This is a genomic window from Acinetobacter uliginosus, assembly GCF_044130295.1.
Taxonomy (GTDB): domain Bacteria; phylum Pseudomonadota; class Gammaproteobacteria; order Pseudomonadales; family Moraxellaceae; genus Acinetobacter.
In genome coordinates this window covers 14,926-37,098 of the sequence record NZ_JBIQOC010000031.1, presented here as the reverse complement: position 1 = coordinate 37,098, position 22,173 = coordinate 14,926, and the positions used below count along the sequence as shown (strand labels likewise).

Sequence of the window (22,173 nt, the reverse complement as noted above, 5' to 3'; positions counted from 1 at the left end):
TGCTCGTTTTTGGTCATCTCGGCTACGGGTGGTTTGTTTGTTCTTACCCCGCCAAACACCTTGTATACCTAGCTTTTTCATTAATCGAGCAACAGTACAGCGTGCAATAATATAGCCTTCACGTTTCAGTTTTTGCCAGACTTTACGTACACCATACCGACCTGAACTTTCCTTCCAAATTCGTTTAATCTCCTCAGCATGATGCAAGTCATGTAAATCTCGCTTTGCTCGATGTTCTGGATTTTCGCAGAGATCTAGAGTCCGGTAATAGGTTGAGGGTGCGATCGGTAAAATTCTACAAATCGCCTCGACTCCGTACAGCTCTTTATTATTATGGATAAAATCCACCATTATTTGTGTGGGCGGTCGAGCTCCGCCTGGGCGAAAAAAGCGGCTGCTTTACGTAGAATTTCATTGGCACGTTTTAATTCTTTAATTTCACGTTCCATTTGCTTCATTTTTTCTTGGTCAGATATCTGTTGTACTTTGGCAGGATTTAGTTGATCCATATGCTTTAAATACCAAACACGCAATGTTTCAGGAGTACAACCGATTTTAGGCGCAATAGCTGTGATTGCTGCCCAAGTAGAAGGATAATCTTTTTCAGATTCAATTAGTAATTGAACCGCTCTTTCTCTAATTTCGGGGGTATAGTTTGGTTTTTTCATCGGAATAGTCTCTCAGAATATTGAGTCTCCGACAAACCCGGTACGGTTCAAATTATCGAACGTAGTGAAGAGTTTCTTGAGTCATTATCATCTTTTGGACTATTTATCTCTGGATCATCTGGTGTTCAAGGCGAGTGGCCAAAACTATTACTCACACAAGGTCATGATGAGTTATTTTATCTTGATCATACGTTACCTGATGAAATGGCTAAACAGCACTGGTTGGTTAAATTTAGCCGAGGAACGGATCAACGTCTAAACAAAATTTTGAATCAAGAACCCTTATATATGCAAATAGCAGCATATTTAGGATTGCGAGTGTTTAGACCTCTAGAATTACATGGAAGAACTTTATTTATTCCACGTTTTGATCGGCAAGTGGTTGATAACCGTGTTGAAAGAATAGCCCAAGAAAGTTTAGCTTCTTTTAGTGGAAAAGCTGGCTTCGGAGTAAAAATGTCTCATAACGAAGTCTGCAAAATTATCATGAATTATTGTACGGATCCAGAAACAGAAATTCTTGAATATGTAAAAAGAGATTTAGCCAATATCGCTTTAGGAAATAAAGATAATCATACCCGTAATACGGCATTTCAAAGGCTTAACAATGGCGATATTCAATTAACGCCTTTATTTGATTTTGCCCCTATGTGGCTACATCCTGATGGAATCGCGAGATCTACTCGATGGGAAAAAGACGATAACAATTGGGCTTCAATTGCTCATCAAATTGTAGAATGCAGTTCTTTAACCATAGAACAAATAAAATCTGTATTTTCTGAACAATTACCTTTGTATCAAGGGCTTTTAACCCATATGAAATCTATCGGGATAGATGATGAAATTCTAGAAAATTGTGCATATCGCATTGAAGGTATTTGCGCACAATTAAAGGAGATTTGTTATGGATAAACGTTTTATTCCACTCTCTCAAATAGAGCAAATTAGAAAAAGACAATATGTCTTAGAAATGATTCAGCTTAATCCAGACTGGCCGATACATGTCATTGCAAAATTCATTAGAACAGAGCTGCATCTGACATTACATGAAATGTCCAAGATCACTAAAATTTCGCTTCAAACTTTACAGAAGCTCGAGCGATCAGATGCAAATCCAACCTTAGAAACAATGCTAAAACTTTTAACCCCATTTGGTTTAAAATTAACTGTCGTGAAGAAATGAGAACTTTCTATCAGGATATTTTCGACCTTAATGTGTACTAGCTCAAACCTGATCTGACAGTTACCCATTTTTTATTGTGCCTGTCAGGTTAAATTTGAGCTAAATTCTTCTCAGCCCAAATTTGTTTTCCATCAAGTAAAGTTTCAAATGGTGTACGACCATAGCACATTTTTCCTTGATGAGTCCGTTCAGTATTATAGAATTTCAGCCAGTCGTCTAGATCCGTCTGCAACTCTTCTAGTGTGCTATAAAGCTTTTTCCTAAATGTAATTTGATAAAACTCCTGCAGTATTGTTTTATGGAAGCGTTCACAGATGAAATAAGAGTTTGATTCATTCATAGGACTGATCATTTGACTTATCTGGTGAAATATCAGTATGTTCTTTCACATAAGATATTGGCTTTTATGCAATGAATCAAACATCAAATTATTACAATCAGCATGCTCAAGCATTTTTTGAAAATACCTATCAGCTTGAAATGGAAAGTCTTTACGCACCATTTTTAAGGTATTTACCGGAACAGGCATCGATCCTGGATTTGGGCTGTGGCTCGGGGCGGGACACTTTGGCATTTAAGAATAAAGGCTATCAAGTTGCAGCAATTGATTATTCTGCCGAGCTGGTTGAAAAGGCGAGAGAGCTGACAGGCATCGAGGTACGTCAGCAAAGTTTTTACGAGCTGAATGAAGTCGCTAAGTATGATGGGATTTGGGCCTGTGCTTCTCTTTTACATTGTGAAAGAGATCGTCTGCCTGAAGTGCTGGGGCAAATATTAAAAGCATTAAAGCCAAATGGCGTGTGTTACATGTCTTTTAAATATGGCAATACAGACCGTGAGAAAGAAGGGCGCTGCTTTACTGATTTAAATGAGCAGCAAGCTCATGACTTACTCAAACAAATAGATCAGGCTTTACTGTTACAGCAATGGATTACTGTAGATAAACGTCCAGACCGTAAAGAAGAGTGGTTAAATATTCTGATTAGAAAAGAGCAGGCTTAGACATGTTGTTCAGTAAAGCTGAAATACCAACACCCCAAGAGCAGTTGAAATTCTTGAAGCATATTCAACAGATATTGCAGTCAGGGACTTTTACTTCAACGTATAAGTTTGCTTTGCTGATAAGTATCACGCGTCTGGCGATTGAACAGGGTCAAGATAACGGTGCTGCATTGCATTTGGAATATCAGGATATCGCTGAAAAGTTTATTGACCTGTACTGGAAACAATCACTGCCGTTTCAGTTTAACCAGTATGAGCCTTTTACTATTCATCAAAGCACAGGTAAGCAGGCAAAGATCATCAGTGAAATCCAGAAAGCACAGCAACAATTCAAAACGCTGGCCGTCTTAAGAAAAGACCAGTTTCACTGGAATCGGCTCAAGAAAGTGGTTGCAGCGACCGTCAAGCAAATGCCGGTGGTGTATTTGCAGAATCTGAATGGTCAAACCGTGGAGTTCCTCTACAGTCTTGAGAATTCCAAGCAGTCCCTCAAGCTTTTACCCAAAGTGATGTATTGTTTGAGACAGTTCAGTGAAATTATTGAAGAATTGTGCCAGAAGCGCTGGATTGATTTTGTCCGGCTGAATAAGCAGAACCTGGTTGTACTTGATGGCTTGCCTGATCTGGACGAATTCATGTTTGCACCTAACCGGAATCAATTGGGGCAGGTTGCAGACTTTTTGATTGATCTACAGCAATGCCAATGTTTCTATTGCGGCAAAAGCCTAAAACACTCCAAATATGCAGTGGATCATTTTATTCCATGGTCTTTATATCCTGCCGATACAGGACATAACTTTGTTCTGGCAGATGAAAAATGCAACTCACAAAAAAGTAATTATTTAGCATCACAGCAATTCTTACATCAGTGGCAGGAGCGTAATCATCTGCATGATCACTCGATTATTCGAGAGATTTCTCAATTAGGCTTTCTCACTGATTTGCAGCGTTCACATCGGGTTGCCGACTGGGCGTATAAGCAGGCAATAGAGAATGAGTATTTAGTTTGGTTGGGTGGGAAAGATATACAGATATATCACAGTAGTTCATAAAGTCTAACTATACTTGAAGACCAAATTTGTTTTAATAAAGAGATAGATTTGATTCATGTTTAAGAAGAATTTAATCAACTGACAAAGGTGTAAAGCAGAATAGCTGAGTATAAACTATGGTAGATATCGTTGATGTTTCTACCCGAAGTCGCATGATGGCGGGTATAAAAGGTCAGAATACAAAACCTGAGATACTCATCCGCAGGTTACTACATAAAAAAGGATTTCGTTTTCGTCTTCATGTAAAGGATTTACCTGGTAAACCCGATATTGTTCTGCCTAAATATAAGGCTGTTATTTTTGTAAATGGATGTTTTTGGCATGGTCATAAGAATTGCCGTCTTTTTAAATTACCCGCTACCAGAACTGAATTCTGGCAGGAAAAAATAACCAAAAACCAGGCTAATGACAGTAAATCAATAAATTTCTTATTAGAGAATGGCTGGAAGGTAAGCGTTGTCTGGGAATGTAGTATTAGAGGTGCAACCAAAGATCCAGATAGGGTAATCAATGTAATTTCCGAATGGTTACTAAGTGAAAGCTCTTTTATTGAGGTAATTTAAGATATTTTCAAAGCTGATATTCATTAGCAAGTCTGATGTTCAGTCATGAATGACTGAACATCAGAATCTAATTTTTATAAATTACCATAATGTTTTTTTAATAATGAAAACACAATTTCACTGATCTGGCGCGCTAGAAAAGGGGGGACAGCATTTCCGACCTGCGTATACTGATTAGTACGGTTTCCTTCAAATATATAATTGTCGGGGAAGGTTTGTAATCTGGCTGCTTCCCTTACAGTCAGACTTCTACACTGCTTTGGATCATAATGAATGAAATAATGACCATCCTTTGAAATATGGCTTGTTATTGTAGTAGCTTCCTTATTAGCAAGCTGCACACGAAAACGGTCATTATAAGACCCAGAATTCCAGTTCTGGTGTTGCGGAGCAAGCTTAGTCGGGAAATTTTCAGCTTTAGGTGAGAACCTTCTCTGTTCACCATATAATGCACAAAAACTGTATCTGAGCAGATCTGACTCCATATGTCCTCTTGTCTCATGATTGAGAACTAGATTCAGTTCAGGATCAAGGATCCATTGCTTCAAATGTTTTGGCAACTGGTTTGATGATTTATTTTTATGAACAGTTTCTTTTCTATTTAAATCTTTATATGGTTGAAGATGTGTTTTATTAACATCAACACCGATATTATGTAATTTGCTTAATGTCTCTGCATTTTTTGAAACAACTTCCTGCCAAGCGTCATAAGAATCAACTTTTTTTGATAATCCACTTCGTAATTTAGGTAAATCGCCAATAGCTTCTTTAACCGAAACTTTAGGATAAATATTTTTATCCAGGATATCAGGTATCTGTTGAATATCCTCCCTCACGCCAAGCAGAATAACTCGGTGTCGAGCTTGAGGAATCCCGAATTCTTCGGATTTAATCAGGTAGTTCAGTTTGTCTGCAGTAGATTTATCTCCCTCTTCTGTTTTTTCAACAAGAGAATATATTTGGTATGAAGGGCAAGCTTCTGATTCTGTAATCTCTGAAGGATTCTGCAGGTCTTTAAGAATTTGAGGAAATATGAGTTGATTCTCAACTTTTGCAGTAAGAATCCCTCTCACATTTTCCATGACAAAAACATCAGGTTTTGCAATTGATAGAATCTGTAGATATTCTTTGTAAAGAAAGTGGCGATGATCTTCTTTGGGTACATAGTTTTTATTGCCTGCATTTCTAGAACGACCAGCTAAACTATAGGCTTGGCAGGGCGGGCCTCCGATTAAAATTTTAGGTCCATTATGATTTTCTGTTAGCTCTTTTACCCTAGCATGAATGTGGTCGTTATCTTTACCTAATTCACAAGGACCTTCTAAAGTTTCCTTAAAAACTGATCTATAAATTTCTTCATGTGATTTAAAGAGATCGTTCCTAGAAATTTTGCCATTTAAATATTGATAGTAACCATCTAGACAGCCCTTCTGCTTTGCAAGTCTGTAAAAAGCTCGAGTAGTTAGTGTCATATGTGCATGAAGATCTTTTTCAACAGACATACCGATTTTAAAAGGATAGTTTTTATTATCATCTATGTAAGAGGCGAATCCTTCTCCTAGCCCGCCTGGGCCTGAGAACAGATCAATCACTAAAATATCATTATCTTTCATAGCAGCCTGATAATTGAAAAAACACATGCATAATACCAGGTCTTGTCAATCAAACAATACCTAAAAAAACTTTAAAGAGGAGTTAATTAGTAAACATCTACAAATATGAATTTTCGAATATTTTTAGTGGAAAAATGAGAATTTTAGAGTTAACTATTTTAGCAAATTCATTCTATAGGGATCCTACATATCCTGTTAAAAAATGGATTATTCACAATGATTTGAAAATATTTATTGAATAAATACATGAAATATAGTTTTTAAAATTAAATTATTGGTATATTTGAATAAATAGTAAATTTTTAAGTTTTATAATAGAAATGAGTGATACCAGATTACTTCAACCAAGCGCAGCTTCAATTTTGCAATCTATGCGTGATATAGGGTACACACTTGATACAGCAGTCGCAGATATTATTGATAACAGTATTGCAGCTTCATCAGATAAGATCGAACTAATCTTTTTAGAAAATCCCTCACCACATTTTTTGATAATTGATAATGGGATAGGGATGGGTGATGAAGAATTATATGATGCCCTCAGGTTTGCTACAAAAAGCCCTATTGCTGCAAGATCAGATGAGGATTTAGGACGGTTTGGGTTGGGGCTTAAGACAGCTTCCTTTTCTCAAGCGCGTCGATTAACAGTAATTTCTTCAAAGGATGGCAAAATTTCTGCTGCCAGATGGGATCTGGATTATGTAGTGGAGCAGGATCAATGGTTATTAGAGATCCTTGATCCTCAAGATATCAACTTGGATAAAGGATATCTAGAAAAAATAAAATCGCATGGAACCATCGTCATATGGGAAAATTTAGATCGAGTTTTATCATGTGACAAAGATGGTTTTTCCCAACGCCAGGTTGCTGGGTTACTAAGTAAACTAAGAGAACATCTGGAGTTAGTGTTTCATAAGTTTCTTGAAGGAAAAGTTTATGGAAAAAAAATATCCATATCGTTAAATAACATAGAACTTCAACCTTTTGATCCCTTCTGTTTACAAAACAGTTTTACTCAAAGCCAAGCCCAAGAAAAAATAGTTATTAACGATTCTATCGTTACTATTCAGGCTTTTATTCTTCCTCATTTTTCTAAAATGGATAGAAGTGATTATGAAATTTTCAAAAAAAGAAGTGATTTTTTAAATAATCAGGGTGCTTATGTTTATCGTAATCATCGTCTAATGGTATGGGGAGACTGGTTTCGGTTAATTCCAAAATCAGAAGCAACCAAATATGCACGTGTTCAGATTAATTTTGATAAGAAGATTGATGATCTATGGGCTATTGATATTAAAAAATCCAAAGCTACACCACCACTTGCAGTTTTGGAGAGGCTAAAACAGGTTATTGGTAGAATATCGGAAGCTAGCGTACGTTTGTCATCTCGAAGAGTTAATAAAGCTTTAGAAACTAATGAAGTGCCTTGGAACAGGTTTTCGGGGGAATATATAAGTTACCGAATTAACAAAAACTTTCCTGTTTATCAGAAGTTTAAAAATTCACTTTCAGAGGAACAGCGAAATAATTTTAATACCTTGCTGGAAATTCTGGAAAGCAGTTTACCAGTCCAAAGTATTTATGCAGACATGACTTCTAATCCTAAACAGATATCGTTACATGACAATTATGATCTGGAGGGGATGCAAGAAAAATTTATTGATTTTGCAGATTTCATGGAAGCAAAACAAATGGATAAACACAACTTCAAACAGGCTGCTTTAGCATGCGGTTTATTTGAGAAATATAGCAATAATCTAGAAGAGTGGTTAGAAGCATATTATGCTTAATTCAGAACAATATAATGTAGCACAAACATCAATTTTTAAGTGTTCAAAAACAGAGGGGCCTTATGAAATTACTTACATTGAGAGTGTTGTAAGAAGTACAGCGGATTATCTCTGTTACGAAGGGGAAGTAGATAACATAGTCCGCTATGTAGAATCCAAAGTAAATTGCCGAATGGAGTTGGGTGCTTCAGTCGTTAGTGAGGAAGCTGAACACAATAAGGATTGGATTAACCGCATTCAAAATAACGAAAAAATTTATGCTACGTCATATGAAAATTATTTACGTGGGAAGGGTATGCCTCCAGGGGTAGTAAATTCAATTTCACGAGTTAATGAATCAATTCTAAGTCTTTTAAGTGATCCTAAAGAGAAAGACAAATCATTTCAGCGAAGAGGTCTTGTAATTGGTGATGTACAGTCAGGAAAAACAAGTAACTATTTATCATTAATCACAAAAGCTGCCGATGCAGGTTATAAATTTATTATTGTTATTGCAGGGATCCATAATAATCTCAGATCACAAACTCAGCAACGTATTGATGAGGGTTTCATAGGCCGGATTAGTGCCAAAGATAGTAAAAAAACTCCGATTGGGGTTGGAGCAGAATTCGCTGGACAATTTCCACATCCGGTTTCATTTACAACGGTTGAGCAAGACTTTAATAAAACCCTTGCGACAAGTATAGCCACAGAAATTGGGGGGTTTAATAAACCTGTTATTCTTGTAATCAAGAAAAATGTAACGACCTTAAAGAATCTGTATGAATGGCTTGTAAACTTTAATATGAACGGGTTAAAAGCTAATGGGGTAATTAATAATGTACCTTTATTAATGATTGATGATGAAGCAGATAACGCCTCAATTAATACAAACATTCCAGATTTGGATCCAACAAAGACAAATAACTATTTAAGAACAATTCTAAAGTCTTTTAATCAGGCATGTTATGTTGGATATACTGCGACACCATTTGCAAATATTTTTATTGATCCTAATTCTTATGGGGAGTGTGCTGAAGACCTATTTCCAAAAGACTTTATCTATAACTTAGATGCCCCAACAAATTATTTTGGTGCCAGAAAAATATTTCTTGAACCTGAATATCGATATGTACATGTGACATTAGATCCACAGGAAATAGGTAAATATATCCCATTAAAACATAAAAAAACTTTTGTGTTAAAAGACTTACCTGGATCACTTAAAGAAGCTATCGCCTCTTTTTTGATAAGCAAATGTATCCGAAATATTCGACATGACGTTCATGAACATTGTTCAATGCTTATTAACGTTTCTACATTTGTAAATGTGCAAAACCAGATTAAAGATAAGGTATTAGATTATATTGACGAGGTAAGTAATGAAATTCTTGCTTATTCCGCAATGTCTACAGCTTTAGAGCATGAAAATATAGCTTTAATGCATAAAACATTTAATAAGCATTATGCAGAATCACAAGACTTGGATGAAAAGCTGATACATTGGGAACAGATTTCTGAACAACTTAGATCAATTTTTGATAGTTCTGAAAAAGAATATGTTTTTAAAACCTGCGTTGTAAATAGTAACTCACAAGATAATTTGGATTATTCAAGTTATGGAAAACGTGGACTGATGGTTATTGCGATTGGTGGATTCAGTTTATCACGCGGATTAACTATTGAGGGATTAACAGTAAGCTATTTCTACCGTAGTACCCAAATGTATGACACTTTACTTCAAATGGGACGTTGGTTCGGCTATCGCCCTCAATATGAAGATTTATGTCGTATTTATATGACAGATGAAGCCTTCTCTTGGTATGAACATATTACGCAGGCGGCAGATGATGTTCGTCGACAAATTGCTGAAATGAATCAGCTCAAGAAAACTCCAAGAGATTTTGGTTTGTATGTTCGGGCGAGCGATGTAGGACTGATGATTACAGCTCGCAATAAAATGTACAGTGCTGAAAGTGGTTATTTAAGGAGAAGTTTTAGTGGTGAGCAAAAAGAACAAACTAGTTTCAGTAATCAAATAAATATTCACTCTAAAAATTTTAAGAGACTAGAAGATTTTTCAAAAAAAATGAAGAATGAACATAGCTTGGATACTTATCGTACAGGAAGTTTTTTCTCTGATGTAAAAACCTCGTATGTTATTGATTTTCTAAGTCAATATGAGTTCGGTGTAAGTGATAAAGTATCAGATAATCAAGAGATTATGGAAGCATGTGTACGTTATCTGGCTGAGATTCAGTTTAAGTATCCTCATATGGATGTTATTTTTAGAACCAAGGAGCTTAATGGGAAAACGTTGATCGAGTTCCAGGATATGGAGCCGATAGAACGAAAGGTTTATAAAGGTGATTGTGATAATTTTGTCTTGAACAAAAGCCGTTTAGGTTCGGTTGCAGATCTGAAAATAGGGCTCTTAAAAGAACAAATAGGTGACGCTACTAAGCCTAAAGATTTGATAGACAAACGTAAGAAACCACTTTTAATCTGCTATTTAGTAGACATGTTAGAACATGATTTTATAAATGATGATGAAGTTATAGGTAAAGTAATCGACTTTGCTCAAGAAAATATTAAAGGTGTACCAGGCTTAAGTTTAAGTTTCCCATCAGGGGATTCTGAAAAGCAGGTTCAAATTTATGGGAATAGGGTCTATTCCGAAAGCTCATTCTTTGCTGCAGATACAGAGTTTGAGGTGGCCTAATGAACAGAAATTTTGCATGGGATGAATTAACAATATCTGCAGAAAATTCATTTACAACACGCCGGATAGCAGAAGAGTTATGTGCTGATTTATATATTGCTAGAGATAATGAAGGTGCATTCTGTGTTCTTATCCAGCATTCAGAAGATTTGCGTAAACTATTTTTAAAACATAAAGTGGATCTAAGAGCAATTCATCTGGATTATAGACATTTAGAAACTGGAAAAAGTACATTCACTTTATTGTTGAAGCTCAAAGATGACCAGCTACTGGATTACTTTGATCAGTTCATCTGGTTTGTACTGCAAGGGCTAAAACACTGTAAAAATGAAAAGGATCTAGTTGGGGGAGTTTTAGCTAAGCTCAAGATCTGGAAAAAGTTTTTATCTTCAAGCAGAGAAGGGAAATTAACTGAGGAGCAGATACGTGGCCTACTGGCAGAAATGTATTTACTTGACCAGTTATTTGAACTGTTTCCTCAAGAATATGAAAAAATCCTTCATGGATGGTATGGTCCACAACGGCTTCAACATGATTTCCTGTATAAGGATCTGGCAATTGAGGTCAAGTCAGTAAGTAGTACTGATAAAAGACATATTCGTATCTCATCCCTAAGCCAGCTCGACAGTACAGTCTCACGCTTACTTTTAAGTGTATATGCAGTAATTAGATCCCCAGAGAATATTAAGGAAAAATTCAATTTAAATACTTTATCTCAAAGAATCATGGCGAAACTTGGTTTTCATGAACGCGATATCTTTGAGCGTAAATTAATTGAATGTAACTATATTCCTGATAGTTTTTATGATGATTATAATTATATTATCCGCCCAATTAATAATTACGAAGTCAAAGATGGATTTCCAAGACTTGATTCAAGTTTAATTCCATTGGGCATACTTAATGTTACTTATGATTTGGATCTAAACATAATTGATAGTTATAAGCATGAAAGTTTTTTTACAGATGTAGGTGATGCATTATGAGTTTATCTACAGATTTTTTTAATACATTAAAAAAAGACGTTGCTGTATCAGCAGCAGCATTTAATATTTACAGTATTGAAGCTTTTATTAGTGAATATATACATGAGCTAATAGAAATCGGAGATTTACCAGATTTCCAGTTATGTGAAAATACGAATCATGTAGGTACTAAAGGAGCCTACATACATGGGTTCAATATTGATACTAATGATAATACTGAGGCCGTAACATTAAATCTTGTTGTAACTGATTATGATCAACGCTTGGATCTAGAAACTTTAACTCAGACTGAAGCCAGTTTATGGTTTAAGCGTTTGCTTAAGTTTTTCAAAGAATCATATAGCAATGAGTTTTATGAAAAACTGGATCCATCAACAGATGTATATAGACTTTCTGAATATATTGATGTTTATAAAGATAGTATAGAGGAAGTTAATCTTTTCTTTTTAAGTGAACGCCAAATTTCGGCATCTTTTAAAGAGATAAAAAGAGAAGAGTTTGAAGGCATTAATATCAAATATCATTTATGGGATATTAGTCGTCTGGAAAAATTAAGATCCTCTAATTCAAGCCGTGAGGCTTTACAAATTGATTTTGTTAAAAATTATCAATCACCATTAGATTGTTTACATGCCCATTTAGGTGATACAGCTTTACCTTCTTATCTAGTTATTTGTCCAGGTGATATTCTTGCTGATTTATATAATGATTATGGAGCGAGATTGCTACAGCAAAATGTACGCAGCTTTTTACAAGCAAAAGGAGGAGTTAATAAAGGAATCAGAAATACTATTTTACATGAACCAGAATATTTCTTTTCTTATAATAATGGTATTACTGCTACAGCCTCTGATATAGAAATTATTTATAAGGAGGGACGCAGCTGTATTTCACGAATAGTTGACTTACAGATAGTAAATGGCGGACAAACCACTGCCTCTCTAGCAAAAGCAAAAATAAAGGATAAAGCAGATCTTTCCAAGATTTTTGTTCAGATGAAACTAACTATAGTTTCTGATAGTCAAAGTGAGAAAATAATTCCCAAAATTTCTGAATATGCCAATACTCAAAATAAAGTGAATGTCTCAGATCTTTCTGCTAATCATCCTTATCATATCAAGATTGAAGAATTATCAAGAAAGTTATGGGCACCGCCAACAAAAACGGTCGTGAGGGATTCAGGATGGTTTTATGAGCGTTCACGTGGACAATATAATGAAATGTTGGCAAGTGGAAACCGTAATTTATTAAAAATAAAGTATCCCAAAATCCAGCTTTTTACTAAAACAGATTTAGCGAAATATATGATGATATGGGATAACTCTGAGCCTAAATGGGTAAATATGGGTGCGCAAAAAAACTTTTCAAAATTCTCAGAATATATTTCTAGGAATTGGAAAAAAATGGAGGCCGAAGGGAAGGTAAACGAATATTACTTTAAAAAAATTGTAGCACGAGCTATTATTTTTAAACAAACTGAAAAACTGGTGTCGGCCCAAGAATGGTATACAAATGGCTATAGAGCCAATATCGTTATATATACCCTTGCTTATCTATCTAATTTTTTAAAGAAAAATAGTAAAAAAATTGATTATTTAAAATTATGGAAGGAGCAATGCCTCTCAGTTAATTTTGAAAATGTTCTAGTTGAACTCACTAGGGAGATAAATAATATTCTTATCAGTCCAAACCAAGCACGTTCAACAAATAATATTTCTGAATGGGCCAAGAAAGATGCTTGTTGGGGTACTATTATAGCCCAGTCAGAAAAACTGGATACATTTATTACCTCAGAGTTTATCAAAGAGTTAATTGATAAAGATAAGGCTGAATTAATCGTTGATGAAGCAAATCATAAACAGAAAATTGAAGATGCTATATCTATTCAGAACAAAATCAATTCTATAGATAAATATTTCTGGAGAGAGTTTCTACAGTATCTAGAAAAAGAACATCAAGTTGGATTTAAGGAAAAAGGTATTCTAAAAGCGGCAGGATTAAAGATTAAGGATTTATCCTCAAAGCAATGCTTTGTATTGGATAGATTACTTGAACAACATGGGGGTGAGTTTGCAAAATTTCAGTCGCATGAAAAAGTGTCATTGCATGATTGTTAAATTAAAAAGCCTCATATTATTGAGGCTCTTTTTTGAACATTACTATCACTTATACTAGCTCATTTTCAGTGATCATCATAAGAGTAAATCAGATTTTGGAGTTCCTCTTCAAGAGTTGAGCAGAACTCTCTGATCCTCTCGGCTACAGTCTTTGCGTCGGTAAATTCTTCATCAGCATAATTGTTGTAGTCAAAGAGTACTTCAGCCATACGAGGGAAAAGATTTAAGCCTTCTTGGATAGCTTCATAAGAATCAATCTTGGGATTACCCTTCCAGCGAATCATACTCATGCTATGTGGTTGGCTTAATGGAGAGCTTAAATGCTTAGCTTCTACTTCTAACTTATCAATATAAAACCCTGCTTCTTTCCAGCTTGGTAGTATTGCTGCCCATCCTATTGCACAAGCCACTGTATTGCAGTCGTTTTGTAGCTGTTCATCACTTACAAAGCCCACTGATCTTTTATTAGGTCTTCGCCAAGTTTGAATATTAAATCTTTTGGGATCTAGTTGTTCCAAAAAGTCAGCGAGTTCTAATAGCAGGTCTTTACGCATTTTAATATCCTAATTTTAGAATTTACAAGATTTTTAAAATAATTATCTACAATACTTAACCATTATGATTATATTAGCATTTTCATCCTAAAGCTCATAAACCTGTCAACCTTTAGCAAAATGTTTATTGCTTGATACTTAATTAAGAGTTCTCATTCATATTTAATAAATTTGCTTTTATAAAATATCAAGAGGATTAATATTTTTTAATAGGTTAATGAGAAAAAGAGGCCTTTCAGGACTCTTTTTCCAGAATGGATTAAGAAATCCTTTTATCATCCCAATAACATGGTACTACAATCAAATTGTTCTCATGTAACCGTGACCATAATCGGACACCTAAATCCCGCTGTATATTCTGTAATGTGAAATTGGAAATTAGCAGCGTGGACTTCATATTGTCATAACGGCTATACAGAACTTTATGTACCATCTCCAGACGTTTCTCATGTCGGTCATGTAAGCCATATTCATCAATCACCAATAAATCAAAACTGGAGAAATGTTTGATAACTTCCTTTTCAGAGCGTGAAGCATCTGACCAGGTGTCCATCATTTTTTGAGCAATTTCTGCACTGGTATAGTAGCGTGCAGATTTTGTGCTGTTATGCAGAATGTTGCGAATGATTGACGCACTCAGATGAGTCTTTCCTGTACCCGGTGTACCAATGAGTAGCAGGTTTGGATAATTGTCAGAAATAATCTGCTGTGCAAAAGCCTGACATAGTTTGATGGCATTGTCTTGTGCAGGACATGCAACTACATAATTCTTGAAGCCACGATCCAGGTAGCGTTTGTTGAGCCCTGAGTTTTTGATTTTCTGTTGTAGAAATCGCTGTTGCAGCTCATCTGCATAGGTTGCATGTGAGTGATGGACGGTTTCTTTCGCACATAATTTACAGAGCCTATGACCGGCAATTTCCATCAGGGGTATGTGATGGGTAGGGCAGAGTGTTTCTGTTGTTTCTGCGCGAAACTGGAGCGTTTTAAGCATGGTATTCATGATTATTCTCCTAAATCCATTTTGAATTTTCTAAAAAACTCTCATTTTTTTCTTCAAAATTTGAAGATGAAGATGAAGATGAAGATGAAGATGAAGATGAAGATGAAGATGAAGGGCATGGTTCAAGCATGACTTGAGTAATGCTCGGGCTATGCTCATGATTTGCTTGAGCATTTACTTTCCGTTGCTTGGCTGATGCTTGAGCATTGCTTGCGGATTTCCCCCAACGTGCTTGAGCTGCATTTTTAGCTTTATCAGATTTCATTTGCTGATTTTGCAATGCCTGGCTTTTTAAACTGGTTAAAAAACTTGAATGAATCTGCTCAGATTCGATTTCAAACAATTCCAGGGCCAACAGCGTATTCAACAAAGTTTTAGCCTTGGTATGTTGCGGTAATTTTGTGATGCTACATACCGTAGCTAGGTCATGAGGAATAGCACCATTTTTCCAGAAATCCATCATTAACAGCAGTGCCGCACCAATTTGTTCTGCTGTCATTCGTGCAAATTTCGCCTGTAGGTCGCCAATATAGAGTGGCATCCAAATTGAAATATCTTTATGCATGTGTTCACCTTTTTTATAGGTATAGAGGGGCTAAGGTCATCAATTAGATGACCTTGTATATTTATTTGATCAGGGAGCCAGGCTCATTAACCGGATGCGGGCCTGTTGGGCCAGGTCGTCGTAATGGGCTTGTCCTTCATCCAGCATTCGCTGTAACCAGAGTCTCAATGCCTGGTGGTCATCGAAGCATTTGTTGATCTCCAGCAAAAATGCCAGATTGTGCAGTTTGGGAATGTGTAGCTCATGGATTAATTCACGAGCGACCATATCCGCTTCAGGACTCACCACCACACCACCAAAGAAAGCTTTACTATTCATGTGCAAGCTCCTCTGTATTTAGTTTTTCCAGCATGGCTTCAAAAGCACTGCCATCGCGACGCGTAACATTGGGGATGTAACGGCTATAGACCCGGAATAGCATTTCAGTCGTTGAATGTCCCAATTGACGTGCGATCCATTCCGGATTCTCTCCTGCCGACAGCCAGAGTGTTGCTGCGGTATGACGTGTTTGATAGGCTCTTCTAGGCTTCAATCCTAGAAAGCGTAAGATCGGATGCCAGACACGTTTATTCACCAGACGGTAATCGAGAGGTCCACCGTCACGATTGCAGAATACAAACTCTGATTTACCATTATTTAAGCTTTTCTGTTGCAGAAAGGCTTGGTAAACCCGGTCATTCATCTGGATCGTGCGGTCAGAGCCATAAGTTTTGGTTCCACCAAGAACACCATTTACTAACGCTTCTCTGATATGGATTTCACGACGCTGTAAGTCGATATTTTTCCATTGCAGACCATCGATTTCACTGGTACGCATACCCGTAAAAAAGCGAATGGTGTAATAGGGGCGGAAGTCTTCACGCACCGTGGTAAGAATTTTATGCACCTCTTCCAGAGAAAAAGGTGTGACTTCAATCTTGCTTTCCTTCAGATTGTTAATATTTTTATAAGGCGATTCAAACTCGTATCGTTCAGCCGCATCATTTAGTATCATACGTAAAGGCGTCATGATTTGATTGATCCTCGATGCTTTCAGACTTGTCTGATCTTTTCCGTGTGTCACTTTGGCGAGAGAGGCACGGAAGTTCAGCAAGTCTGACTTCTTGATTTTCGAGAGAACCTGATTACCAAAAGCAGGAATCAAATAATTTTTAATAATAATTGAAACCTTGTGTTGATAGGATGTTCTCCACTCAATCTGTTTCTGTTTAAACCACACTGCAGTAAACTCTTTAAAAAGAGGTACTTTGGTTTGTACAGCGATTTGCTGACTTCTTTTTTCCTTAAACTCCTCAACACGGTTACTTTTTGGAAAGTACTTTTCGTATTCAAAAGTTCCCAGGGTGATTTCTGCCTCAAGCTGTTCGAGACGTTTTTTCAAAATGCGACGGTTATAGGCATTGTCTTCAAGATTGGTTGTTTCTCTGCAACGAATGCCCATGTAGCGAAAGTCGGCAATCAGTTTGCCACTTCGTTCCCGGATGGTAGCCATCAGTTAAACCTCCTAAGCTTTATTGCAAAGCATCCATGCTTAAACCAGTGAATTTAAGCATTTCAGTTTCAATACGTTCCCAAACAAAAAGAATTTTGCGGCCACCAAAAGGACGGATGTAGTGAACACCTTCAATAAAGACACTGTCCTTCAGCTGGTTGCGAATGGTACGAGCGTCGTACTGGATTTTTTCAGCCAGTTGCTGGGCTGTGAGATAGGTATATGACATAATAGAGCCTCATATTTTTTACTAGGTAACTAGGAAAAATTATTCCTAAGACATAAATTATCATATTTTTATGTTGTTGCAAGTACTTTTTATGATTTAACTAGGAAATTTTATGATTATTTCAAACTTGGCAGTTTTATTAGCAGAAAGGAAACTTAAGGTTGCTGATTTGGTGAGAAGTACTGGAATTAATAAATCTACTTTACATAAACTTTATAATGATGAATCTGTACGGATTGATTTTGAGACAATTGATAAAATTTGTATTGCATTAGATGTAGAAGTGGGTGATTTATTGATTTTTAAGAAAATTGATAATAATCAGAATGATAATAGCTAGTTTGGTCACAAATGGTCACATCAAAAAGTAAAATGGTCACAAATTATTGATCATTTGGTAAAAAATACCTTGTTTGGAAGAGAACAGGGTGATTTTTTGCCTTCAAAAAAGCTCTGAAAGTGGTGATCGATTGAGGACATTTAAGGTCAATTGAGACCATTTTTTTTGTTGTGGGCACGCCATGGTCACATCTTGGTCACAAAATACGAATTACATTAAGAATATTTTTTATTGAATCGAATAATAAAGGAAGGAGAGTTTTTAAAAAATATAATAAAATCAACAAGAAAAAAGCCCCAATCTTTCGATCAGGGCTTTTTGAATTTGGAGCGGGAAAGGAGACTCGAACTCCCGACCCCAACCTTGGCAAGGTTATGCTCTACCAACTGAGCTATTCCCGCGGAGTCTATAAAGTTTTTTAAGTGAAAAAACTAAATGAAAAAATTTTGAGCGGGAAAGGAGACTCGAACTCCCGACCCCAACCTTGGCAAGGTTATGCTCTACCAACTGAGCTATTCCCGCATGCCGTGTATAATACATTATGCAAAAATAGGGTCAATAACTTTGTGAAAAAACTTATGTCGATTGCATAAAATAAAACCATTTTGCTTAAATTTGTTGCTTTTATAAACAAAATTGAGATTTAAAAAGAAATTTTTATCTTGAAATGCAGGAATGATAGGGTAGACAGACACGAAGATTGAATCGGAACACGCTATACTGAAGCCAGAGATTGAGCTATTTGGGAGCATCTTGATGAATTTAGAACAACAGTTGATTCAACGCCTGCAAGAGTTATCACCGGTTCATTTAGAAGTAGTGAACGAATCCTCCGGTCATGGCGGCTATTTCCCGGGTAAAGAATCGCATTTTAAAGTGATTGTGGTCAGTGACATTTTCCAAGGCCTGCGTTTAGTGCAACGTCATCAAAAAATTTATGCAGCAGCAGGGGACTTGCTTGCGCCAAGCCGTATTCATGCCCTGGCGATTCATGCTTTTTTGCCATCAGAATGGCAAGGACAAGACACGCCAAGTCCTGAATGTGCACATGCGCCCAAAGCAGAATAATAAGGAAGATTAAACAATGGATATGCAGCTGACGGTAAAAATTGTGCATATGATTGCTGTGACCTTATTGATTGGGGCAATCCTTGCACGTGCTTTTACTTTATTTGTTGGAGTCAAGGACAATCAGCCCAATCCGGTGGCACGAAAATTTTTGGTCGCCTGGCAACATCTTGCCATGACGGTTATTGTTTTGACCGGGCTAACTTCATTAGTGATCAAGAATTTTGAAGTACAATCCTGGTTTTATGCCAAGATCATCCTATTTTTGGTGTTATTTTCTTCCTTGATTAAAGCCTATAAAAAAGATGACAGTATTTTACTGGTGCAGCGTCGCGCAGGTTTAATGATTGCAGGGGTCGCACTGATCGCCATTATGGGATTAGTCATCATTAAGCCGAATTTTGGCTAATTGTTAGACATGATTATTTTAGATGTAAGACGTGTGGGTTAAACTGCAATTCATAGATAACTATAAATGATAGGGGCTTCCAATGCTGATACGTGTGGTTTTTAATCAAAAAGGTGGGGTAGGCAAGTCCAGTATTGCCGTCAATCTGGCTGCAATTAGCGCACATCAGGGGTTGAAAACCTTGCTGATTGATCTCGACCCACAAGCCAATTCCAGTCAATATCTATTGGGGGATGATGCGACCTATACCGTGGATAAACCGGCGCTGGAACCCAATATTGAAAACTATTTTGAAGAGGTGCTGGGGACCACCCAAAGCAAAGGACTTTTAGGCAATGCCATTGGTTCGATTTTAAAGAACCGGGATAAAGGTCTGGAGCGCTATGTGCATCAATCTCCTTTTAAAAATCTGGATGTGATTCCTGCAAGTCCGACTTTGGGTGCGCTGGCACATGCCTTGGAGTCGAAACATAAGATTTATAAATTGCGGGATGCCTTGCAGCAACTGCAAGGGCAATATGACCGGGTGTATATCGATACGCCGCCGGCTTTTAACTTCTTTACCTTGTCGGCGCTGATTGCAGCCAGTCGCGTGCTGATTCCTTTTGATTGTGACGTATTTTCAAAACGTGCCTTACAGACCCTGATTGAAAATGTCATTGAAACTCAGGATGACCATAATGAACGTCTGGAAATTGAAGGGATTGTGGTGAATCAGTTCCAGGCACAGGCCAAATTACCGCGTGAAGTGGTGCAACAGCTCAAAGATGAAAGCTTGCCTGTATTAGACAGCATGTTGCCGCCGTCCATTTTAATGAAGGAATCGCATCTTAAAAATCAGCCTTTAATCTATTTGGCAACTGATCATAAATTGACGCAAGCCTATCAATCGTTGTTCAATGAAATTGAGCATATATAAGTATTGAGATTTCTCATGAAAACGATTTATCTAGGCTTCCTTTTGGGAAGTACGGTTTTATTGAGTGCTTGTGCAACGACGGTGAAACCGAGTTATGTTTCTCCGACTCAGTATCAAGCGCTCAATTGCCAGCAATTGCAAAGTGAATATAATCGTATTCAGCAATATATCGACAATGGTGTGCAGGCACCAAAACGCACTGGCGTCGGTGTGGGTGTCGGTGTAGGCGGTGGTTGGGGCAGTCATGGCGGCTGGGGAATCGCTCCGAGTGTTTCAGTCAATATGGGACAATCTTCAAATAGTAAAAACACTGAACTGGCACGTCTATTGGGTGAACAGGAAGCCGTGGTTCAGGCAGCAAAATTCAAAAACTGCCCAATTATTGTTCGTAATAAAGTTCAATAATTCATCAATTTATCCCGCTGTTGAGGTACTGTACCCGACAGCAGGGTGATAAAATATTAGCAAAATTTTTCAATGTAAATATTATTAATATCAACTGGTTATTATTTTTTGATGGAATCTTTAAACGCATCAGGTGATGTTTTTTTATCGAGAAATACTTGTCATTTTTTATCGGTTTCATATATGGTGTGCTCCATCAGGATGGTGATATCAGGTATGTATGATCGAGAGTTGGCTTTTTGTATTGGCAGTGATTGCGGTATTGATGATTCCGGGTCCAACCAATGCATTACTTGCAAGCTCGGCTTATCAACAAGGCATTGCTAAAACCAGTCTATTTATTCCGGCAAAAATGCTTGGCTATTTTTATGCCATTAATTTGTGGGCATTACTTATTCATTTGTGTGATCCAGTATGGCCGAACTTTATTCATATCCTGCATTTTTGTAGCGCCATTTATGTGAGTTGGATGGCTTTTCATTTGTGGAAAGCATCAGATTTAGAAAAGCATAATCAACGTCATCCTTCGATCCGACCTCGGCAACTGTTCTTTTCTACCTTCAAAAATCCTAAAGCCTTATTATTTGCTGCCGGTGTTTTACCGCTTGAAACCTGGAACAATCCCACCAATTTTATTTTAGTATTTGCAATGTTCAGTCTGGTCCTGTTACCTACTGTGGTGTTCTGGATGTTTTTTGGGCGGGCTATTCTGGCGGGTCAGTCTAGGCAAATAAAAGCCGATCTATTATATAAAGGATCGGCCATGTTGCTGATTATGTGTATGTTACCCGTTGTGATTCGCTTCTTTTAATGCGCCTTTTTGAGTTTCTGGCGAATAAAACCAATAATGCCCGGCAAGACACTAATAATAATGATGCCAAAAATCAGATGGGTAAAATTGTCTTTAACAATCGGCATATTGCCAAATAAGTAGCCTAAAATCACAAAAGAACCGACCCAGCAAATGGCACCAATGACATTAAAGCTGAGGAAATATTTATAATTCATGTGACCTGCACCGGCGACAAACGGGGCAAAAGTACGGGCGAAAGGAATAAAACGGGCAAAAATAATAGTTTTTCCGCCATGTTTTTCAAAGAATTTTTGCGTATAGGTTAAATGCTTTTTATTAATGAACCGTGATTCAATTTCAAAGACACGCGGTCCAATAAATTTACCAATATGATAATTCAGCGTGTCGCCCAATACTGCGGCAGTAAACAGCAAGATGACCAGAATATAAGGATTCATTGCGCCTGTGGACGCTGCTAAGGCTCCTGCTGCGAACAGTAGGCTGTCACCTGGCAGAAACGGCATAACCACCAAACCGGTTTCTACAAAAATAATCAAGAAAAGAATGGCATAAATCCACACGCCGTAATCGGTGATAAATTCGAGCAGATGGGCATCAACGTGTAAGATAAAATCAAGCAGTTCCATGGCGCTACAGACAGCAAAAATGTGCTGAAATCCTAGCAGTCTGGGGCATGAAAGTCAGTACCAAAAATAAAATT

The 22,173-nt window shown here is 37.0% G+C and carries 22 protein-coding genes, 2 tRNA genes, 3 pseudogenes and 1 other annotated feature; of the genes and pseudogenes, 15 read left to right on the top strand and 12 right to left on the bottom strand.

Features of this window, described 5'->3' with window-relative positions:
• Positions 1-668: pseudogene (locus ACE01T_RS07935) on the bottom strand (IS3 family transposase); the annotation flags it as partial.
• Positions 277-393: a sequence feature (AL1L pseudoknot), on the bottom strand. (Overlaps the previous pseudogene by 117 nt.)
• A gap of 48 nt (positions 669-716) precedes the next feature.
• Between ACE01T_RS07935 and ACE01T_RS07930 the strand changes: the two are divergent.
• Both ACE01T_RS07930 and ACE01T_RS07925 read left to right on the top strand, forming a co-directional pair.
• Positions 717-1,580, top strand: a pseudogene (locus ACE01T_RS07930) (type II toxin-antitoxin system HipA family toxin); the annotation flags it as partial.
• Complete coding sequence (locus ACE01T_RS07925; RefSeq protein WP_053579060.1) at positions 1,573-1,851, top strand: helix-turn-helix domain-containing protein; 279 nt, start codon at positions 1,573-1,575, stop codon at positions 1,849-1,851. The pseudogene ACE01T_RS07930 and the gene ACE01T_RS07925, both read left to right, overlap by 8 nt.
• Before the next feature lie 88 nt (positions 1,852-1,939).
• Here ACE01T_RS07925 and ACE01T_RS07920 read toward each other — a convergent pair.
• Positions 1,940-2,167: pseudogene (locus tag ACE01T_RS07920) on the bottom strand (integrase core domain-containing protein); the annotation flags it as partial.
• Between the two features lie 95 nt (positions 2,168-2,262).
• Here ACE01T_RS07920 and ACE01T_RS07915 point away from each other — a divergent pair.
• From ACE01T_RS07915 to ACE01T_RS07905, 3 genes are all read left to right on the top strand, one after another.
• Entirely contained in the window at positions 2,263-2,853 is a 591-nt protein-coding gene (locus tag ACE01T_RS07915) for a class I SAM-dependent methyltransferase (protein ID WP_395519078.1), read from the top strand.
• 2 nt (positions 2,854-2,855) lie between these two features.
• Positions 2,856-3,905, top strand: coding sequence for an HNH endonuclease (locus tag ACE01T_RS07910; protein WP_395519077.1), 1,050 nt, complete (start codon positions 2,856-2,858; stop codon positions 3,903-3,905).
• A gap of 116 nt (positions 3,906-4,021) precedes the next feature.
• Positions 4,022-4,468 carry a very short patch repair endonuclease gene (locus ACE01T_RS07905; protein ID WP_395519076.1) on the top strand — a complete coding sequence of 149 codons (447 nt, stop codon included), beginning with the start codon at positions 4,022-4,024 and terminating at the stop codon, positions 4,466-4,468.
• Positions 4,469-4,542: 74 nt separating this feature from the next.
• On the opposite strand, the gene ACE01T_RS07900 is transcribed toward ACE01T_RS07905, so the two are convergent.
• On the bottom strand, positions 4,543-6,081 hold the full coding sequence (locus ACE01T_RS07900) for a DNA cytosine methyltransferase (protein ID WP_395519075.1): 1,539 nt from the start codon (positions 6,079-6,081) through the stop codon (positions 4,543-4,545).
• Positions 6,082-6,401: 320 nt separating this feature from the next.
• Here ACE01T_RS07900 and ACE01T_RS07895 point away from each other — a divergent pair, with 320 nt between their 5' ends.
• Genes ACE01T_RS07895 through ACE01T_RS07880 form a run of 4 tightly spaced genes read left to right on the top strand, consistent with a single transcriptional unit; the run spans position 6,402 to position 13,675 of the window.
• Positions 6,402-7,871, top strand: a complete 1,470-nt coding sequence (locus ACE01T_RS07895; RefSeq protein ID WP_395519074.1) for an ATP-binding protein — start codon at positions 6,402-6,404, stop codon at positions 7,869-7,871.
• Positions 7,864-10,572, top strand: a complete 2,709-nt coding sequence (locus ACE01T_RS07890; protein ID WP_395519073.1) for a Z1 domain-containing protein — start codon at positions 7,864-7,866, stop codon at positions 10,570-10,572. Before ACE01T_RS07895 ends, ACE01T_RS07890 begins: the two co-directional genes overlap by 8 nt.
• Positions 10,572-11,558 (top strand): PD-(D/E)XK motif protein, encoded by a 987-nt coding sequence (locus tag ACE01T_RS07885; RefSeq protein WP_395519072.1) that lies wholly within the window; start codon positions 10,572-10,574, stop codon positions 11,556-11,558. Before ACE01T_RS07890 ends, ACE01T_RS07885 begins: the two co-directional genes overlap by 1 nt.
• Positions 11,555-13,675, top strand: coding sequence for an AIPR family protein (locus ACE01T_RS07880; protein ID WP_395519071.1), 2,121 nt, complete (start codon positions 11,555-11,557; stop codon positions 13,673-13,675). Before ACE01T_RS07885 ends, ACE01T_RS07880 begins: the two co-directional genes overlap by 4 nt.
• Positions 13,676-13,740: 65 nt before the next feature.
• Here ACE01T_RS07880 and ACE01T_RS07875 read toward each other — a convergent pair whose 3' ends face one another.
• The 6 genes from ACE01T_RS07875 to ACE01T_RS07850 form a co-directional block, all read right to left on the bottom strand.
• Positions 13,741-14,229, bottom strand: a complete 489-nt coding sequence (locus ACE01T_RS07875; RefSeq protein WP_395519070.1) for a hypothetical protein — start codon at positions 14,227-14,229, stop codon at positions 13,741-13,743.
• 259 nt (positions 14,230-14,488) lie between these two features.
• Entirely contained in the window at positions 14,489-15,232 is a 744-nt protein-coding gene (locus ACE01T_RS07870; RefSeq protein ID WP_395519069.1) for an ATP-binding protein, read from the bottom strand.
• Between the two features lie 10 nt (positions 15,233-15,242).
• Complete coding sequence (locus ACE01T_RS07865; protein ID WP_395519067.1) at positions 15,243-15,797, bottom strand: DUF1376 domain-containing protein; 555 nt, start codon at positions 15,795-15,797, stop codon at positions 15,243-15,245.
• A gap of 69 nt (positions 15,798-15,866) precedes the next feature.
• Positions 15,867-16,115 carry a hypothetical protein gene (locus ACE01T_RS07860; RefSeq protein WP_130130609.1) on the bottom strand — a complete coding sequence of 83 codons (249 nt, stop codon included), beginning with the start codon at positions 16,113-16,115 and terminating at the stop codon, positions 15,867-15,869.
• A complete protein-coding gene (locus ACE01T_RS07855; RefSeq protein WP_395519066.1) occupies positions 16,108-17,289 on the bottom strand; it encodes an Arm DNA-binding domain-containing protein in 1,182 nt (393 codons plus the stop codon). The genes ACE01T_RS07860 and ACE01T_RS07855 overlap by 8 nt, the downstream gene beginning before the upstream one ends.
• A 19-nt stretch (positions 17,290-17,308) precedes the next feature.
• Complete coding sequence (locus ACE01T_RS07850; RefSeq protein ID WP_000122748.1) at positions 17,309-17,518, bottom strand: hypothetical protein; 210 nt, start codon at positions 17,516-17,518, stop codon at positions 17,309-17,311.
• 112 nt (positions 17,519-17,630) lie between these two features.
• Here ACE01T_RS07850 and ACE01T_RS07845 point away from each other — a divergent pair, with 112 nt between their 5' ends.
• Entirely contained in the window at positions 17,631-17,858 is a 228-nt protein-coding gene (locus tag ACE01T_RS07845; protein WP_005094613.1) for a helix-turn-helix domain-containing protein, read from the top strand.
• Positions 17,859-18,183: 325 nt separating this feature from the next.
• On the opposite strand, the gene ACE01T_RS07840 is transcribed toward ACE01T_RS07845, so the two are convergent.
• A tRNA-Gly gene (locus ACE01T_RS07840) sits at positions 18,184-18,259 on the bottom strand.
• A gap of 48 nt (positions 18,260-18,307) precedes the next feature.
• Positions 18,308-18,380, bottom strand: a tRNA-Gly gene (locus tag ACE01T_RS07835).
• 234 nt (positions 18,381-18,614) lie between these two features.
• Here ACE01T_RS07835 and ACE01T_RS07830 point away from each other — a divergent pair.
• From ACE01T_RS07830 to ACE01T_RS07810, 5 genes are all read left to right on the top strand, one after another.
• On the top strand, positions 18,615-18,926 hold the full coding sequence (locus tag ACE01T_RS07830; RefSeq protein ID WP_092820057.1) for a BolA family protein: 312 nt from the start codon (positions 18,615-18,617) through the stop codon (positions 18,924-18,926).
• Positions 18,927-18,942: 16 nt separating this feature from the next.
• Entirely contained in the window at positions 18,943-19,335 is a 393-nt protein-coding gene (locus tag ACE01T_RS07825) for a SirB2 family protein (RefSeq protein WP_395519064.1), read from the top strand.
• 82 nt (positions 19,336-19,417) lie between these two features.
• A complete protein-coding gene (locus ACE01T_RS07820) occupies positions 19,418-20,254 on the top strand; it encodes a ParA family protein (RefSeq protein WP_395519063.1) in 837 nt (278 codons plus the stop codon).
• A 15-nt stretch (positions 20,255-20,269) separates the two neighbouring features.
• Positions 20,270-20,659 carry a hypothetical protein gene (locus ACE01T_RS07815; protein ID WP_395519062.1) on the top strand — a complete coding sequence of 130 codons (390 nt, stop codon included), beginning with the start codon at positions 20,270-20,272 and terminating at the stop codon, positions 20,657-20,659.
• A gap of 220 nt (positions 20,660-20,879) precedes the next feature.
• Positions 20,880-21,470 (top strand): LysE family translocator, encoded by a 591-nt coding sequence (locus ACE01T_RS07810; protein WP_166169809.1) that lies wholly within the window; start codon positions 20,880-20,882, stop codon positions 21,468-21,470.
• On the opposite strand, the gene ACE01T_RS07805 is transcribed toward ACE01T_RS07810, so the two are convergent.
• A complete protein-coding gene (locus ACE01T_RS07805) occupies positions 21,467-22,099 on the bottom strand; it encodes a DedA family protein (RefSeq protein WP_180176459.1) in 633 nt (210 codons plus the stop codon). The two genes, ACE01T_RS07810 and ACE01T_RS07805, sit on opposite strands and share 4 nt — an antisense overlap.
• Between the last annotated feature and the right edge of the window lie 74 nt (positions 22,100-22,173).